At 47.5% G+C, this 17,100-nt stretch carries 14 protein-coding genes; 12 read left to right on the top strand and 2 right to left on the bottom strand.

What is annotated here, in order from left to right; translation table 11 throughout:
- Positions 1 to 48 precede the first annotated feature (48 nt).
- Positions 49 to 561: a DUF4364 family protein gene (locus AC6I2O_RS06560; protein WP_120391110.1), complete on the bottom strand. Its 513-nt coding sequence runs from the start codon at positions 559 to 561 to the stop codon at positions 49 to 51.
- On the bottom strand, positions 536 to 1,510 hold the full coding sequence (gene mnmL, locus AC6I2O_RS06555) for a tRNA modification radical SAM protein MnmL/YtqA (protein ID WP_497742494.1): 975 nt from the start codon (positions 1,508 to 1,510) through the stop codon (positions 536 to 538). Before mnmL ends, AC6I2O_RS06560 begins: the two co-directional genes overlap by 26 nt.
- A 212-nt stretch (positions 1,511 to 1,722) precedes the next feature.
- Here mnmL and AC6I2O_RS06550 point away from each other — a divergent pair, with 212 nt between their 5' ends.
- The 12 genes from AC6I2O_RS06550 to AC6I2O_RS06495 all read left to right on the top strand — a co-directional run bounded on the left by AC6I2O_RS06550 (position 1,723) and on the right by AC6I2O_RS06495 (position 17,025).
- On the top strand, positions 1,723 to 3,504 hold the full coding sequence (locus AC6I2O_RS06550; protein WP_497742163.1) for a polysaccharide deacetylase: 1,782 nt from the start codon (positions 1,723 to 1,725) through the stop codon (positions 3,502 to 3,504).
- Positions 3,505 to 3,588: 84 nt separating this feature from the next.
- On the top strand, positions 3,589 to 5,058 hold the full coding sequence (locus AC6I2O_RS06545) for a polysaccharide deacetylase (protein WP_497742162.1): 1,470 nt from the start codon (positions 3,589 to 3,591) through the stop codon (positions 5,056 to 5,058).
- Between the two features lie 161 nt (positions 5,059 to 5,219).
- Complete coding sequence (gene rfbB / locus AC6I2O_RS06540; RefSeq protein WP_120391350.1) at positions 5,220 to 6,302, top strand: dTDP-glucose 4,6-dehydratase; 1,083 nt, start codon at positions 5,220 to 5,222, stop codon at positions 6,300 to 6,302.
- Between the two features lie 20 nt (positions 6,303 to 6,322).
- Positions 6,323 to 7,192: a glucose-1-phosphate thymidylyltransferase RfbA gene (rfbA, locus tag AC6I2O_RS06535; protein ID WP_497742161.1), complete on the top strand. Its 870-nt coding sequence runs from the start codon at positions 6,323 to 6,325 to the stop codon at positions 7,190 to 7,192.
- A gap of 57 nt (positions 7,193 to 7,249) precedes the next feature.
- The gene (gene rfbC, locus AC6I2O_RS06530) at positions 7,250 to 7,798 is read left to right on the top strand and encodes a dTDP-4-dehydrorhamnose 3,5-epimerase (RefSeq protein WP_120391106.1); all 549 of its coding nucleotides are present in this window, start codon (positions 7,250 to 7,252) and stop codon (positions 7,796 to 7,798) included.
- Between the two features lie 16 nt (positions 7,799 to 7,814).
- A complete protein-coding gene (locus AC6I2O_RS06525) occupies positions 7,815 to 8,624 on the top strand; it encodes an ABC transporter permease (protein ID WP_120391105.1) in 810 nt (269 codons plus the stop codon).
- A gap of 42 nt (positions 8,625 to 8,666) precedes the next feature.
- Positions 8,667 to 9,926: an ABC transporter ATP-binding protein gene (locus AC6I2O_RS06520; protein ID WP_120391104.1), complete on the top strand. Its 1,260-nt coding sequence runs from the start codon at positions 8,667 to 8,669 to the stop codon at positions 9,924 to 9,926.
- Between the two features lie 93 nt (positions 9,927 to 10,019).
- Entirely contained in the window at positions 10,020 to 10,961 is a 942-nt protein-coding gene (locus tag AC6I2O_RS06515; protein ID WP_120391103.1) for a class I SAM-dependent methyltransferase, read from the top strand.
- 77 nt (positions 10,962 to 11,038) lie between these two features.
- On the top strand, positions 11,039 to 14,029 hold the full coding sequence (locus tag AC6I2O_RS06510) for a glycosyltransferase family 2 protein (RefSeq protein ID WP_120391102.1): 2,991 nt from the start codon (positions 11,039 to 11,041) through the stop codon (positions 14,027 to 14,029).
- A 22-nt stretch (positions 14,030 to 14,051) separates the two neighbouring features.
- Positions 14,052 to 15,596 (top strand): glycosyltransferase family 2 protein, encoded by a 1,545-nt coding sequence (locus AC6I2O_RS06505; RefSeq protein WP_497742160.1) that lies wholly within the window; start codon positions 14,052 to 14,054, stop codon positions 15,594 to 15,596.
- 58 nt (positions 15,597 to 15,654) lie between these two features.
- Positions 15,655 to 16,662 carry a glycosyltransferase family 39 protein gene (locus AC6I2O_RS06500; RefSeq protein ID WP_497742159.1) on the top strand — a complete coding sequence of 336 codons (1,008 nt, stop codon included), beginning with the start codon at positions 15,655 to 15,657 and terminating at the stop codon, positions 16,660 to 16,662.
- A gap of 57 nt (positions 16,663 to 16,719) precedes the next feature.
- Positions 16,720 to 17,025 carry a hypothetical protein gene (locus tag AC6I2O_RS06495; protein ID WP_497742158.1) on the top strand — a complete coding sequence of 102 codons (306 nt, stop codon included), beginning with the start codon at positions 16,720 to 16,722 and terminating at the stop codon, positions 17,023 to 17,025.
- The last annotated feature ends 75 nt before the right edge of the window (positions 17,026 to 17,100 follow it).

Genomic DNA, 17,100 nt, shown 5'->3' with positions numbered 1-17,100 from the left:
CTGTATGCCGCACCGCTCGCGCGTGACAAATGTGATTTGCGCATTTTTTTATAGAAGTTCTTTCATAATATGTTCATAAATGTGCTGGCAGTGATCTTTCCAGTTGCGGCAGACTATTTTTGCCTGAACTTCATCCGGGACTGTAATGGTCAGTTCGATCGGGTTGGAATATTTCTCTTTTACAATACAGCGGACGGAATACTCGTTTGCTGTGTTTTTATAATAATCTGCTAAAACAGATACGTCATCGCGCAACTTCATTTTATTTTCGCTGATATAGGTGTCTATTTCGTCACGTATGGATTTTGAGATGCGGTTCTGGAAATAGTACAGTGCCTCTTCTCCTGACTCTGTCAGAGAATAATAGGAGGAATTGAGGATGATTTCCTGACGTATCATGTCGCTTTCAGCCAGTTCAGAAAGGACAGACTGAAGCGTGAAATAGGTGGTATATCCGCGGTCCAGAATAAATTCTGAGATCTGGGAATTGGTCAGTGGAAAATCAACTTTCTGCAACATATAAAGAATAATAAGTTTATACAGTGTGAATGGTTCTGACATGGGGCGCCTCCTTCGCAGCATAGGTTGATATTGGTAGAAGTTTTCCATGCCACGTATCACGGGTACGAAACGCGGCATGGATCTGGTTCAGTACGGTTCGCTTTTGTGTACTCCACTGTGGTTCAATCAGCAGATCTTTTGGTCCGTCTCCGGTGAGACGGTGAACGGTAATATCCGGAGAAAGCCGTTCGATGCAGTCAATCAGCAGAGAAATATAATCCTGCATAGACAGCACAGGGAATTTTGTCTGTTCATAATAGCATGCCAGGTCTGTACCCTTTAAAATATGGAGAAGCTGGAGTTTGATACCCTGGATGCCAGAGTCATTCAGATAGGAGATTGTTTCCAATATCTGATCTCTCGTCTCCCCGGGCAGTCCAAGAATTGTGTGAACAATCACATCAATTCCACTCGTACGCAGATGATGAACAGCCTCTTCGAAGCAGGTGAGAGGATATCCCCTGCGTATCAGCTTTGCGGTTTTGTCGTGAATTGTCTGAAGACCAAGTTCTATCCAGACTGGTTTTTGCCGGTTCAGGCGTGCAAGAAGCGCAAGCACATCAGGCGGCAGACAGTCTGGACGCGTGGCGACAGACAGTATGGCGACTTCTGGATCTTCCATGGCCTGTGTAAAAATCTGTTCCAGATAGGAGACCGGGGCATACGTATTTGTGAAAGCCTGGAAATAGGCGATAAATTTATGAACAGGGCGTTTCTTCCGTATGATTTGTTTCTGAAGAGAAATCTGTTCGGGGATGGAAAGAAAGGCTTTAGCGGCAAATTCACCGCTTCCTTCGCCACTGCAAAAGATGCAGCCGCCATGACCGATTGTACCGTCTCGATTGGGACAGGTCATGCCTCCGTTTAGCGCCAGGCGGTATACTTTTTCGCCAAAATGAGTTTTCATCTCATAATCAAGCGAACGATAAGGTTTTCCCTCCCAGGTCATGCTCATTACCAGTATTCTCCTTAGATCATTTTTTTAGAATCTTTTTCTATCATACCATTGGAATGAGGATTCGTAAAGAAGGGGTTTTAAGTGGCAGGATCAAAAAAATTAAGGAAATATGACGTGCAGTCTGATTGACAAAGGATGGTCAATCAACTATCCTATTTATAGTGAATTTTGTCAGTTTTAGACAAAAAAAGGGGTGCAACGAAATGGACGACGGAAGAAAAAAAACAGGAAAGCCGAGGATTTACGGCGAGGATGACAATTACGAGAGAGAACTTGCACATAGAAGGCAGATAAAGATACAGAAGCAGGTGCAGGAAGAGCAGGAAAAGCAGTTGGAGGAAGAGCAGCCTGCGCAGCAGGATTCTTTGCGGAGCAGGATCGAAAGGAAAGCAGATGGCATTCGCCGGTCGGCGCACATTGTGACGGGTTCAGCAAGAAAGCGCGAGCAGGAAAACGCCAGGAAAATGCAGGCTTTGATGATCGCAATGGGTGTTCTGATTGTGCTTTTGGTGGCTGCGATCATTTATGAGGTTGTGCTTGGACATGGGACGAAGCAGACGGGCGCCGAGCGAATGGCACAGCAAAAAGAGATACAGCGTCAGGAGATGAACTCCAAAGACGGTTCAGGAACAAACGGTAAGGGCTCGATGACGAGTGACGGGACAGATCAGCCGACTGTAGGCGAGCCGACAGGCGAGAATAAAGATGCAGACAAAGCTACGGACGGAGACACCGAAACTAGTGAGCATACGACGTCGGCTCCTTCCGGAGATTTGCTGGAGGCTGCGAAGCTCAAGGCAATGCAGTATGATTATGACGGTGCGCTGGCACTTTTGAAGAGCAGTCCGGATTATGAGGAAAACGAGGAGTATCAGGCAGAAGCAGCAGATATTGAAAAGCAGAAAAATGCCTGTGTGCCGTATCGTGCAGTGGATGTGACGCATATTTTTTTCCATACGCTGATACATGACGCGAAAAAGGCCTTCGACGGAGATGAACGGGAAGGCGGCTATAATCAGTTTATGGTAACAGAAACTGAGTTTATCAGTATTATTCAGCAAATGTATGACCGCGGTTATGTGATGGTGTTTATTGATGAGCTGGTGCCGGGAACAGAAGATGGAAACGGCGGGAAGACATTTGCTGCAAAGGATATTATGCTGCCGCCGGATAAGACACCGTTCGTACTGTCGCAGGACGATGTAAGCTATTATCATTATATGAGCGGTGATGGTTTTGCAAGCCGCCTGATTGTTGATGAAAATGGCGATGTAAAAAACGAATATATTGAGGAAGACGGGACTGTATCGGTAGGAGATTATGATATGGTGCCGCTCATTGACCGTTTTGTGGAGGAACATCCTGATTTTTCGTATCACGGACAGAAGGGGTATGTGGCTCTGACCGGCTATGAAGGAATTCTGGGTTATCGGACAGACGAGGTATATAAGACAAAAGAAGCTGGCCGGGTGACTGCTTTTCAGCAGGCATTTTTTGATTCCTATCCGGGTGGTTTTGACGAGGCGGCCTTTGAGAAGGAATGTGAAGGCGCAAAAAAGGTGGCGGAAGTCATGAAGAACAATGGCTGGAAATTTGCAAGCCATACGTGGGGCCATCAGAATATGCATGAGACGAACGGTATCAGTATGGACGCTTTCAAACGCGATACAGATCGGTGGGAGACGTGGGTAGAGCCGCTGATCGGAGAGACGGATACGCTGATTTATGCGTTCGGTGGGGATATCCGCGGCGCAGAGAGCTATTCGGGAGACAGATTTTCCTACTTGAAACAGTGTGGCTTTGATTATTTTTGCGGTGTGGATTCCGCAAAACACTGGATGCAGATCGGAACAGATTATGTCCGTCAGTCGAGGCGAAATATTGACGGTTATCGCATGTACTATAATCCTGAGATGCTGAGCGATCTTTTTGATGTGGAAACCGCCTGGGACCCGCTGCGGCCGGCTTCCGTACCACCTATTTAATGAGGGTATATTTTCCGGTATAAACGAGATACTTTATAAAAATATATTCTTTCAGGTTATATCCTGTGTTTTGGAGGAGATTTTATGGAAGAGAGGGATTTGAAACTGCATCAGCGTAGGCAGCAGAGGCGGCGAAATGAACTGATTGTTAAATGTATTATTTCCTTGCTTGTGCTGATTGTGGTTGTGCTGGTGGTGATTCTGATTAAAGATGTGGCGGTTCCGCAGCTGACAGGAAAGAATAAAAAAGAACCTCGGAATTATCTGGAACAGTTGCAGGGCAGCAGTATGTCTGCGGGCGGTCAGGTGAGCGATGGGACCGCAGGAAATGTTCCGGCTGCTGTCGGGACGGAGGCAGAACTGATTGCAAAGGCGGATCGTATGGCGATGCAGTATGATTACGACGGTGCTATTTTCTATTTAAAATCCGCAGAAGGCTATACGGCAAGTCAGAATTTGCAGAATGCGGTGGCAGGCTATGAGAATACAAAGTCGAGTTGCAGCTCGTATCCGCTGGATCAGATTACACATGTATTTTTTCATACAATGATCAGGGATAACAGCAAAGCCTTTGACGGTGACAGCAAAGAAGGCGGATATAACCAGGTTATGACGACTATGAGCGAGTTTGCCGGAATCATGCAGTCCATGTATGAGAAAGGGTATGTGATGGTGAGCCTGCATGATATGTGTACCGTGAACAGTGACGGCACGGTGACGAGAGGTGAAATCCGTCTGCCTCCGGGAAAGACGCCGTTTGTACTGTCGCAGGACGATGTGAGCTATTACCATTATATGGATGGAGACGGCTTTGCACAGAAGTTGATTGTCGATGAAAATGGCGACGTGAAAAATACGTATATTGAGGACGATGGCAGTATCTCAGTCGGGGATTATGATATGGTTCCCTGGATTGATACTTTCGTAAAGGAACATCCGGATTTTTCTTATCATGGCCATAAGGGAATCATTGCACTGACGGGCTACGAAGGCGTGCTGGGTTATCGGACGGATGAGGTGTACCGCACGAAAGAAGCAGGACGTGTGACGGAATATCAGCAGAAGTTCCTGAACGAGCATCCGGATTTTGATGAGGCAGCCTGGCAGAACGAGGTGTCTGAGGCACAAAAGGTAGCGGAGGCGATGAAAGCGAACGGATGGGAATTTGCAAGCCATACCTGGGGGCATATTTCTCCGCAGGCAACTGGAATTGACGGTGTGATGAAGGATACGGAACGGTGGCTGAATAATGTGGCGGCAGTGGTAGGCGATACGGATGTCATTATTTTTGCATTTGGCGCGGACATCGGAGGCTGGCAGCCGTATACAAGTGACAATCCCTATTTTTCTTATCTCAAAGAAAAGGGATTCAATATTTACTGCAATGTGGATTCTTCTAAAAACTGGGTGCAGTTCGGAGACAATTATATGCGCCAGGGTCGTCGGAATCTCGACGGGTACCGGATGTACTACAATCCGGAGATGCTGAGTGATCTGTTTGATGTAAGCAGCGTCTGGGATAATGCAAGGCCAACGCCGGTACCGGAAATGTAGGATGCTGCTTTCGCTCCTGATTTTCAGAAAAGCCGGAGGATGTTCTGAAGGTTGAATTCCGGGAAGAATGATGTTATACTGAACAACAGACTTTGGTAAAATCATCAGTTTATGGAAAATTGATGATGAGAAAAAACAAAAAAATATACGGAGGGTTATTTATGAGGACATATCTTGTTACAGGAGGAGCCGGATTTATCGGGGCAAATTATATTCATTATATGTTCCGCAAGTATGGTGATGCAATCCGTATCATCAATGTTGACAAGCTTACGTATGCCGGAAATCTTGAGAATCTGAAGGAAGTGGAGAACAGGGAAAACTATCAGTTTATCCGGGCGGATATCTGTGATTCTGAGGTGATTCACCGCATTTTTGACGAAAATGATATTGACCGGGTGGTACATTTTGCAGCAGAGAGCCATGTAGACCGGAGTATTCGTAACCCGGAGGTATTTGTGAAAACAAATGTGCTTGGAACGCTGGTGATGCTCAACGCGGCAAAAGCGGCGTGGGAGCTGCCGGACGGTACCTTCAAGCCGGACAAGAAGTTTTTGCATGTGTCGACGGATGAGGTTTATGGTTCGCTGGAGGAAGAGGGCGAGTATTTTTATGAGACGACCCCGTATGATCCGCACAGTCCGTATTCGGCAAGCAAGGCTTCTTCGGATATGCTCGTGAAATCCTACATGGATACGTATCATTTTCCGGCAAATATTACAAATTGCAGCAACAACTACGGCCCGTATCAGTTTCCGGAGAAGCTGATTCCGTTGATTATCAACAATGCATTGCAGGGGAAGAAGCTTCCCGTATATGGCGACGGAAAAAATGTTCGTGACTGGCTTTACGTAGAGGACCATGCGAAGGGAATTGACATGGTACAGGAAAAAGGCCGGTTGTTTGAAACTTATAACATTGGCGGACACAATGAGAAACAAAATATTCAGATTATCCATATTATTCTGGACACGCTCCAGGAAATGCTTCCGGCAGATGATCCCAGAAAAGCGCTTGTCAGCGAAGAACTGATTACGTATGTGACGGACCGGAAGGGGCATGACCGTCGTTATGCGATTGCGCCGGATAAGATTCGTGCAGAGGTTGGCTGGGAACCGGAAACCATGTTTGAGGAGGGAATCCGCAAGACAATAAAATGGTTCTTTGAGCATGAAGACTGGATGAAGCATGTGACAAGCGGAGATTACCAGAAGTATTACGAGGAGATGTACGAGGCGAAGTAATCCATAGAGGGGGTAGTATTATGAAAGGAATTATTCTGGCCGGCGGTGCCGGTACACGTCTGTATCCGTTAACGAAGGCAATTTCGAAGCAGATTATGCCGGTGTACGATAAGCCGATGATTTATTATCCGCTTTCCACATTGATACTCGCCGGGATTCGGGAAATCCTGATTATCTCGACGAGACGCGACCTGCCGGTGTTTGAAGAACTGTTTGGTACTGGAGAGCAGCTTGGCCTTACGATGTCATACGCAGTCCAGGAAGAACCGCGCGGACTGGCCGATGCCTTTATTATTGGCGAGGAGTTTATTGGGGATGATCGTGTGGCGCTTGTGCTGGGAGATAATATTTTCTACGGACAGAGTTTTTCCAGTGTGTTGCAGCGCGCGGCGCAGCAGGAGAAGGGCGCTACGATTTTCGGTTATTATGTGCGTGATCCGCGGGAATATGGCGTGGTAGAGTTCGATGCGCAGGGCAGGGCGCTTTCTATTGAGGAAAAGCCGGAGCATCCAAAGAGCAATTATGCAGTGCCGGGCCTTTATTTTTATGATAATGACGTGGTGGAAATCGCCAAAAACGTAAAGCCATCCGCGCGTGGTGAAATTGAAATTACGAGTGTCAACAATGAATACCTGCAAAGAGGACAGCTCCAGGTAGAGACGCTCGGCCGTGGCTTTGCATGGCTGGATACCGGAAATCATGATGCATTGCTTGATGCAGCTGACTTTGTGGCAGCGTTCCAGAAGCGGCAGGGGCTTTATATTTCCTGCATTGAGGAAATTGCTTACAAGAAAGGCTTTATCACGAAGGAGCAGCTGGTGGAGCTGGCTCAGCCGCTGCTGAAGACTGCGTATGGCCAATATCTGATCGAGGTAGCAGAAGGACTGTAATGGCTTTGGTCAGGATTGAAAGAATGGTGTAATTAAGTTCAAATACAGGGTGAGGATATGGGAAAGATAACAGTAGAGACTTGTGAGATTGAAGGACTTATGGAGATTACCCCGGCTGTGTTCGGAGATGAACGGGGATATTTTATGGAGACCTACAATTATAATGATTATAAAGCAGTCGGGATTGATATGGAGTTCGTGCAGGACAATCAGTCGTCTTCCAAGAAAGGAGTACTGAGAGGGCTTCATTTTCAGATCAATTACCCGCAGGACAAGCTGGTGCGTGTAGTGGCCGGCGAGGTTTACGACGTGGCGGTTGATTTGCGGAAGGGGTCTCCGACATACGGTAAGTGGCACGGCGTGCTTTTGTCAGCAGAAAATAAAAAACAGTTTTTTATCCCGAAAAATTTTGCGCACGGGTTTCTCGTGCTTTCAGACTACGCAGAATTTGCCTATAAATGTACAGACTTCTATCATCCGAATGATGAGGGCGGCCTTGCCTGGAATGATCCGGATATCGGTGTGAAATGGCCGATTCCAGATGGAATGGAACTCACAATTTCAGAGAAGGACCAGAAATGGGGCGGCTTGAAAGCCCTGGTATAATGGAGTTTTAAATTTGATGGGAAAATGGCTGAAGCTCCCCGGGGAGCTGTATCATAATAAAAAACTGATCTGGAGCCTGGCAAAAAATGACTTTAAGACAAAGTATGCGGGCTCCTATCTTGGCATTGTCTGGGCTTTTATTCAGCCAGTGGTAACTGTGCTGGTTTACTGGTTCGTATTTGGCGTGGTTCGGCAGGGAAGTCCGAAGGCGGTACCGTTTGTTCTGTGGCTGATCACGGGCCTGGTGCCGTGGTTCTTTTTTCAGGAGGCGTTGACGCAGGGGACGGGATGTCTGATGGAATACAGTTATCTCGTGAAAAAAATTGTGTTTAATATCAACGTCCTTCCGGTGATTAAAATCATATCTTCTCTGTTTGTACATCTGTTTTTTGCGGCATTTACATTGTTTTTGTTCTGCTGTTATGGATATTTTCCGGATATTTATGCCCTGCAGCTTTTGTACTACAGCATTTGTGTGTTTATGTTGACGCTGGCGCTGTCGTATACGACGTGTGCGGTTACTGTTTTTTTCCGGGATTTGAAGCAGATTATTGCAATCGGATTGCAGGTGGGGATCTGGATGACACCGATTATGTGGGACTTTGTAGATATGAATATCAACCCATATTCGCGTATCGCAAGGCTTCTCAAAATTAATCCCATGTATTATATTGTGGCAGGGTATCGGAATGCATTGATTGATAAACAGTGGTTTTGGGAGCATCCGTGGCAGACAGCATATTTTTGGCTGGTGACGGTTGTTCTTTTTGTATTTGGTGCAAGGCTCTTCCGGAAACTGAAGGTGCATTTTGCGGATGTACTGTGACGGAAGGCAGATAGAATAGAGAGTACGATGCAGGTAGAACATATGAATGAGAATGCAATACAGGTAGAACATGTAAGTAAAATGTACAAGCTGTACAATAGACTGTCTGACCGCCTGCGCGAGGCGCTCGGAATGCGTGTGCAGGTGCGGGAACACTATGCACTGAAGGACGTGGATTTTTCCGTGAAGCGCGGTGAGACGGTCGGCATTATCGGGACGAACGGTTCTGGAAAGTCCACGGTATTGAAAATCATTACCGGGGTAGTAAGTCCGACCAGTGGTCAGGTCAAGGTGGATGGAAGGATTTCAGCGCTGCTGGAACTCGGAGCCGGATTCAATATGGAATATACCGGCATTGAAAATGTTTATCTGAACGGGACCATGATTGGTTTTTCAAAAGAAGAAATAGACAGCAGGCTGGATGAAATTCTGAGCTTTGCGGATATCGGCGATTTTGTATATCAGCCGGTAAAATCTTATTCCAGCGGTATGTTTGTGCGGCTGGCTTTTGCCGTTGCGATTAACATTGATCCGGATATTCTGATTGTGGATGAGGCCCTCTCTGTGGGGGATGTTTTTTTTCAGGCAAAGTGTTATCACAAATTTGAAGAGTTTAAGAAGCAGGGCAAGACGATTGTGATCGTGAGCCATGACCTGAATAATATCAGTCAGTACTGCGACCGGGTGATTCTGCTGAACAAGGGAACACTCATCGAAGAAGGAGAGCCGAAACGGATTGTGGATCTGTACAAGCAGATTCTGGTCAATCAGGAGGAAAAGAAGGAACAGAAGGTATTGATCCGCAAACAGGAAAACTGTGTGTACGGAACGCCGTTTGACCGGCCCTTTGACCGGAATCCGGCGACGCTTGAATATGGGAATGGTGAGGCGGAGATCGTGGATTTCACAATAGAGGATGCACGTGGTCTGGCCAGCAATACGATTCATAAAATGGAAGACTTTACAGTGAAAATGAAGGTACATTTTCATGAGGATATTTCTGAGGTGATTTATGCGTTCAGTTTTAAGGATATTCGTGGAACGGAGATTACCGGCACCAATACGATGTTCGAACGGATTCCGGTAGAGCCGCAGAAAAAAGGGAATACCCAGACCATTACGTTTACCCAGAAAATGAACCTGCAAGGTGGCGAGTATCTGCTGTCACTTGGCTGTACAGGGTATAAAAGCGGCGAGTTTGTCGTATTTCACCGTCTGTATGACGTGTGCAGCCTGACCGTTGTGGCGGAGAAAAACTCGGTGGGTTATTATGATATGGATTCCAGGATTACAGTGGAATAGAAAATTGCGTTGCATCTTTTTTACGGGATCTGATTTTGATTAAGAAGTTTTAGAATTGACTGCTATAGATTAAGAGAGGAACGTGGGCGCTTCATGGTGCGGTATATAGGGAAAGTTTTGCTGGATGATACATTTTATCCGGGGTGGGATTTGCATACGGATGAGGCGGAGGATGAGATTTTGGAGGTGGTTTCGTCTGAACCGGAGGAAGCGTACGCCAGGGTGATTGGTGAGCGGAAGAAGTGGAGTTTGCTGTACCATTTATCGCATGTGCGGCAGAACCTTGTGGAATGGCTGCCAATTACAAAGGAAGAGACGGTGCTGGAGGTTGACGCAGGCTGTGGAGTGTTTACAGGTGTGCTTGCTGATAAGGCGAAAAGTGTTCGGTGTCTGGAAGTATCGGGGAAGCGGAGCCTGATTAATGCAACGAGAAATCAGAAGCGGGAACAGATTGAAATCTGGAACTGGGAATTTCAAAAGACTGTGGAAAAATTGAGTGAGTATAACGCGCAGTATGACTGGATTGTGCTGACAGAAGGACTGGCAGGCGCTGTGGCGTGCGGGGAAGAGGCACAGGAGAGAGAGCCGTATCCAGCACTCTTACGGCAGCTTGGCGGTTTTCTCAAAAAAAATGGCCGGATTGTATTTGCAGCAGATAATCGCCTGGGACTGAAATATTTTGCCGGATGTGCGCCAGAGGGCGGCGGGCGGTATTTTGAGGGAATAGAGGGCTGGACGAAGGAACAGGAGGCGCGGTCATTTTCGAGGCCGGAGCTGGAAAAGATCTGCCGGAACGCTGGTTTTGGGGATCTGGAGTTTTATTATCCATATCCGGACCGCATTTTGCCGATGTCGGTTTATTCTGATGCGTATTTGCCAAAGACAGGGGAGCTGCGGGATAACCGTAAAAACTTCGATCGGGAGCGCTACATACTGTTTGACGAGGCGCGGGCGTTTGACCGCATTTTGGAAGACGGACTGTTTCCGGTGTTTGCAAACGCATTTCTAGTGATTGCGCGTCAGGCGGGTCAATAAGTGGAAGTTTGAAAGAATGCGGCCCGCGCGGGGGATTTTGATTGTCGTGTGTAAGGCTGGATCATAAGGGAAATCGTATGGAGAAAATTATATTTACAAAATATTCAAATGAGCGGGCCAGAGCGTTTTGCATCCGGACAGATATCTGCCAGAGTGAGGATGGCTCCAGGATTGTAAGAAAAAGCGCCTGCTATCCGGAAGGCCGTGCGCATGTGGAACGGATGCGGTTCTGGTATGAGAGGCTGGAGGAATTATACCGGCGAAGCGGGATTTCGATGAACCGTCCGGTATCTGACCGGAAACAGGACCGTGGTGCATATGGAAGCGTGGAGTTTGAGTACGTGACGGGACAGACGCTGGAAGAGCAGCTGGATAAGATGCTTGGCAGCGGTGATGTGGACGCAGCAATTGCGCGATTGCTTGATTTTGTGGACGTGGTGCGCCGTGCGGGGACGCGGGAAGCGTTTGGGGTGACAGAAGAATTCCGGAAGGTGTTTGGAGATGCGGATTTGCCGGACGGGTTGTTTTGTGCGCCGGTGACGGATTTGGATATGATTGCGGCAAATGCTTTTGTGACAGGTGACGGATGGATGATGATGGATTATGAATGGTCCTTTGATTTTCCGATTCCTGTCAATTATGTTATTTTCCGTATTCTTCATTTTTATATATACGGAAGTACTGCAAGGACAGTGCTTTATACAAAAAATTTATATGGCCGGGCGGGGCTTGACGGGGAAGAGGTGCGTCAATATGAGCGGATGGAAGAGCATTTTCAGCAGTATGTGCTGGGAGGGCATCTTCCGCTGCGCTTTCTTTACCCGGAGATGACGCCGGGCTGTATTGATTTCAGGGATGAAAAAAAGCAGCAAAGCATTGCAGAGCTTTGCAGGGAAGCGCGTTCCCAAAAACAGGAAGCAGCAGGGTTACAGTTGTGTGTGGACTCGATTGAACGGACGGAGGATGAGCTGGAGATCAGGGGCTGGTCATTTAACGAAAAACTGATATGTCCGCAGTTTTCGGTTACAGATGCAGCAGGAGGAAAGCGTGAGCTGAAAAGGCTGGAGTTTTTCATGCGCAGAGACGTGAATGCGCTGTTTGGCATGGAGGATTCTCCTTATACAGCCGGTTTTGATCTGATTATCCATCTGCCGGAGAAAGCGGCAAAGCGCTGGGGAGAACGGTATGTGCTTTGTGTGCAGGCAGGGGAGCAGCAGGCGACGTACGTGGTGGATGTAAGTAGGCTTGCGTTTAAAAACGGAAAAATCGGGCAGAAGCTGGTGAAACTGAAATCCAAAGAGCAGGCAGGCGGGCCGAAATATTTTTCCCCTTATGAGATGGGACTTTTTGGAGAAAGCAGAAAACTACGGAAGGAAGATCAGCGTTTCGGCGGTTGGCGGTTGGCAATGCAGTTGACGGAAACGGAGCGGAAAGCACAGCGAGAGCACCGGTTCGACAAAAATCCGCTTATCAGTATCGTTATTCCGCTCTATCAGACACCGCCGCAATATCTGAGGGCAATGCTGGATTCGATACTGTCGCAGACATACGGCAATTTTGAGATCTGTCTGGCAGACGGAAGCGGGGAAGATGACAGTGTGGGCGCACAGGTGCGTAAGGAATACGGAACAGAAGCGCGTATTCAGTATAAAAAACTGAAACAAAATGGCGGGATTTCTGAAAATACAAATGAAGCGCTGGCCATGGCACACGGCGAGTATGTGATGCTTGGCGATCACGATGATTTACTGGAAGATCATGCGCTGTATGAGATCGTGAAGGTGATCAATGAACATTCTGATGCTGATGTGATTTATACAGATGAGGATAAGGTGGATGCGCAGGGACAGCATTATTTTGAACCGCATTTTAAGCCGGATTTTAATTTGTACATGCTGCGGACGTCCAATTATATCTGCCATATTTTTGTGGTGAAACGTCACATTGCAGAGGACGTTGGCGGTTTTCGCAGGGAATATGACGGTGCGCAGGATTATGATTTCATTTTGCGGTGCTGTGAGCGGGCAGAAGGGATTTATCATATTCCGAAAATTTTGTATCACTGGCGGACGCACGAGGCCTCTACTGCGTCCAATCCGGAGAGCAAGTTGTACGCCTGGGAGGCAGGGAGACGGGCACTCGCGGAGCATTATCATCGTATCGGAGTTGATGCGGATGTGACGCTTGCGGAACTGTTTGGACGTTACCGGACCAGATGGAAGATCCAGGGAATGCCGCTTGTTTCGATTCTGATTCCAAACAAAGATCACAGCGAAGACCTTACAACGTGCGTCAGATCCCTTTGCCAGAAATCTTCGTATCAGAATTATGAGATCCTGATTGTGGAAAATAACAGCGAAGAACCGAAGACTTTCGCGTGTTACAAAAAGTTGCAGGAGGAGTTTCCGTGCGTGCGTGTGATTACGTGGGAGAACGCGTTTCATTATTCTAAAATCAATAATTTCGCGGCGCAGGAGGCGGATGGCGAATATCTGTTGCTGCTGAATAACGATACGGAAGTGATTGAGCCGCACTGGATAGAAGAAATGCTGGGTATCTGCCAGCAAAAAGAGGTTGGCGCTGTCGGGGCGAAGCTGTTTTATCCGGACGGAACGATTCAGCATGCCGGAGTGATTCTGGGACTTGGAGGGGTTGCCGGGCATGTGTTTGCAGGCATGGATGGAAATCAGTGCGGTTACGTTGCGCGGGCCAATACGACGCAGAACCTCAGTGCTGTGACTGCGGCGTGTATGATGACAAAACGCAGTGTTTTCGAGGAAGTAGGCGGTCTGGATGAAAAGCTGACAGTGGCATTGAATGATGTGGACTACTGCATGAAGGTCGTACAGACAGGAAGGCTGGTGGTTTATACCCCGTATGCACAGCTTTACCACAATGAATCCGTTACAAGAGGATTGGAGGACAGTCCAGAAAAAAGAGAGCGTTTTGCGCAGGAGCAGCGTTTATTTGAGCAGAAGTGGGGAGAACAGATCAAAGAAGGAGATCCCTATTACAATATCAATCTGTCACGGGTGAGCGGGCAGTGCTCATTCCGGATACCCAGGTGACAGGAAGGACGGCCTTTCCAGTATGATGAAAAAAACGAAAAAGATGGTGGATAAGGGAATTGCATATCTGAAAAAGAATGGTGTTCGCGCTGCGGCAAGGCGCCTTGGCCGGAAAATTGTTTTAAGCCGCGATGTGGATTATGAAAAATGGCTGGAGAATCATCAAAAGCGGCGGACTAACCGCCTTTCGGGAACAGATGCAGATTCCATTCATGTGATTGTTTGCGGTACGTTTACAGGGCAGGTGGAGGCGCAGGATTATTATCTTTTTATAGAAGAGGGAGATATTCTGGAGGCAGATGCAAGAGAAACGTATGCAGATGCAGTGCTTGCCCATCCGGGGGCTGAGCTGTTTTACTGTGACAGCGATGATTTCGTATACAGCAGCGATCATTTGTGTTCTGTCCGACCAAGATGCAAGCCAGATTTTGATCCGTTTTATTTGCAGAGCACAAATTATATCGGGAGTGGATTTCTGGTATCAGGGCGTCTTGTGCAGGAACTTGGGATGCCGCAAAATTTGTTTGCTTATGTGCTTGCCTGTGCGGGGAAAGCAAACGAGATTGTCCATGTACCGGAAATTCTCTGTCATGAGGGAGTGCGGGAACAGACCGAAACGCGATGGAAAAAGGAAGAAGAGGCTCTCCGGGACTCTTTTTTTCAAAATGGAATTTCTGCAGAAGTAACGGCAGGTATTCAGCCGTGGACCAGAAAGATTACGTATGTCTTACCGGAGCAGTCCCCGCTTGTTTCGATTCTGATCCCGAATAAGGATCATCGGGAGGATCTTGAGAAATGCATCAACAGCATTCGTCAGTTCAGCGGTTACGAGCCGTACGAGATTCTGATCCTGGAAAATAACAGCAGCACACAGGAGATACGTTCCTATTATGAAGAGTTGCAAAAAGAACCGGATATCCGGGTGATTTTCTGCGGGGGAGCCTTTAATTACTCGAGCGTGAACAATCAGGGCGTGGCCCAGGCGAAAGGAGCGTATCTGCTGTTTTTGAACAATGATACAGAAATGTTAAAACCGGATTGTATCCGGGAACTAATGAATTACGCCTTACTTCCGGAAGTGGGAGCAGTCGGCGCGCAGATGTTTTATGGAGATGATACGATTCAGCACGCAGGAGTGGTTCTGGGCTATGGCGGCCTGGCCGGACATGCGTTTGAGGGGCTGGAACGCCAAAAGACAAGCGCTCACGACGAGATCATCTGCCCAAGGTGCTGCAGCGCCGTAACCGCAGCGTGCATGATGGTGCGACGCAGCGTATTTGAACAGGCCGGCGGTTTTGATGAGGCTTTTGGTGTAGCATACAATGACATTGATCTCTGCCTGCGTATCGGCAAATTGGGAAAGCAGATCATCTATACCCCGTACGCACAGCTTTATCATTACGAATCCCAGACCAGAGGCCTGGAATTAACCGATGAAAAGGCTGAGCGAATCCGCCGCGAGAGCGCACTTTTTCGCAGCCGTTGGGGAGATCTGCTCGCCCAAGGCGACCCATTTTATAATCCGAATTTGACCTTGGAGAAAGCAGACTATTCTCTGAAACCATAAACAGCCCAATCAAACATCAACACCCAATAAGTGAAATCCATAAATGAGGAGTCCAACCATGAACCCGATTCAAAGCATCAGAGGAATGAAAAAAGAATACAAAATAGAAATTCTGTTCCTGCTGGCCATTGCAGTGTATTACACAATGTGGGCCAGAGTACAGCCGCTTGGCGTGTCGCCGGATGAGACGATGCGCTATCAGGTTGCACAGTATATTTATGAATACGGAACACTGCCGCGGGGCGATGCGCCGGAAATTCTGAATAAAACATGGGGAATTTCTTATGCTTTTAATCCGATTCTCGCGTACATGCTGTGTGCGGTTTCCATGAAGCTGATGAGCTTTTTCAATGATCACGCTTATGCGCTTTTGATGGCAGCGCGTATGGTCAGCGTATTTTTCGGCGTAGGGACTGTATTTTTTGCAATCCGGATTGCCAAACAGCTTTTTTCGAGAAGAGAAACCTGGATGTTCGTGCTGGTGGCAGCCTTTTTTCCGAACATGGCATTTCTGTCTTCCTATGTAAATAATGATTCTCTGGCGCTGTTTTCGGGGGCTATGATTCTGTATGCGTGGATTCGGGCAGTGAAAGGTGGCTGGACCTGGGGAAATTGTACATTGCTGGCGGTTGGTATTGCAATCTGTACACTCTCCTATTATAATGCTTATGGATTTATCCTGTGCAGTATCTTGCTTTTTGTGCTCACAATTCTGTTCGGCGAAAAGAAAACGTGGGATGTGAAGGAGCTGCTTCAGAAAGGGATTTTTATCTCTGCAATCGTGCTCGTACTGGCAGGATGGTGGTTTATCCGCAATTATATGATTTATGACGGGGATTTTCTTGGAAGAGAGGCCATGCATCAGTGCGCGGAGCTGTATGCTAAAGACGGATATAAGCCTTCGCAGGCATCTGTACCAAAAGACTGGGGACTTACGCCGTTTACCATGCTGTTCAACAAGGCGCCGCTTGGATATATGTGGATTGATCTTGTGCTGCGCAGCTTTATCGGTACGTTTGGCGCTATGTCCATTATGCAGCCCTGGGGCATTTATGCAATGTGGTAGGCGTTTCTGATCACAGGGCTTCTTGGTACGCTGCTGAGTCTGAAGGAGCTGTACGGTGTGCGCGAAAAAGGGCATTGGAGAGCACAGGGCTGGCTGAACTGGTGTATGCTGCTTGCTCTGATTATTCCGAACATTTTGAATGTATATTATTCGTATGCTTCCGATTATCAGCCTCAGGGGCGCTACAGCATACCAATGCTGCTTCCGCTTCTGTATTTTGTAACACTTGGTTATCGGAATATTATAAAAAAATGGGTGAAGAGCGACCACTGGAGCAGGATTTTTTATCAGCATATGGGAATATTTGCAGTAATTTTGGGCCTGTATGCGCATTTCGCGGTATTCCTGCCCAATTATTACTAAAAGGCTTGTGAAAGGGCCGGAAAGAAGCCGGAGAAGGCGTATCAGCATCCGGGAGTGTACAATTGAAAACAGAGT

The sequence above is a fragment of the Blautia sp. St.27G3 genome (assembly GCF_059728505.1).
The sequence above is the reverse complement of the archived record's forward strand: the minus strand, read 5'-3'. Positions and strand labels throughout refer to the sequence as shown.

Excerpts from the sequence above, each read along its gene's own strand:
- AC6I2O_RS06560 (WP_120391110.1), bottom strand. The coding sequence starts at position 561 with ATGTCAGAACCATTCACACTGTATAAACTTATTATTCTTTATATGTTG.
- mnmL (WP_497742494.1), bottom strand. The coding sequence starts at position 1,510 with ATGACCTGGGAGGGAAAACCTTATCGTTCGCTTGATTATGAGATGAAA.
- AC6I2O_RS06550 (WP_497742163.1), top strand. The coding sequence starts at position 1,723 with ATGGACGACGGAAGAAAAAAAACAGGAAAGCCGAGGATTTACGGCGAG.
- AC6I2O_RS06545 (WP_497742162.1), top strand. The coding sequence starts at position 3,589 with ATGGAAGAGAGGGATTTGAAACTGCATCAGCGTAGGCAGCAGAGGCGG.
- rfbB (WP_120391350.1), top strand. The coding sequence starts at position 5,220 with ATGAGGACATATCTTGTTACAGGAGGAGCCGGATTTATCGGGGCAAAT.
- rfbA (WP_497742161.1), top strand. The coding sequence starts at position 6,323 with ATGAAAGGAATTATTCTGGCCGGCGGTGCCGGTACACGTCTGTATCCG.
- rfbC (WP_120391106.1), top strand. The coding sequence starts at position 7,250 with ATGGGAAAGATAACAGTAGAGACTTGTGAGATTGAAGGACTTATGGAG.
- AC6I2O_RS06525 (WP_120391105.1), top strand. The coding sequence starts at position 7,815 with ATGGGAAAATGGCTGAAGCTCCCCGGGGAGCTGTATCATAATAAAAAA.
- AC6I2O_RS06520 (WP_120391104.1), top strand. The coding sequence starts at position 8,667 with ATGAATGAGAATGCAATACAGGTAGAACATGTAAGTAAAATGTACAAG.
- AC6I2O_RS06515 (WP_120391103.1), top strand. The coding sequence starts at position 10,020 with ATGGTGCGGTATATAGGGAAAGTTTTGCTGGATGATACATTTTATCCG.
- AC6I2O_RS06510 (WP_120391102.1), top strand. The coding sequence starts at position 11,039 with ATGGAGAAAATTATATTTACAAAATATTCAAATGAGCGGGCCAGAGCG.
- AC6I2O_RS06505 (WP_497742160.1), top strand. The coding sequence starts at position 14,052 with ATGATGAAAAAAACGAAAAAGATGGTGGATAAGGGAATTGCATATCTG.
- AC6I2O_RS06500 (WP_497742159.1), top strand. The coding sequence starts at position 15,655 with ATGAACCCGATTCAAAGCATCAGAGGAATGAAAAAAGAATACAAAATA.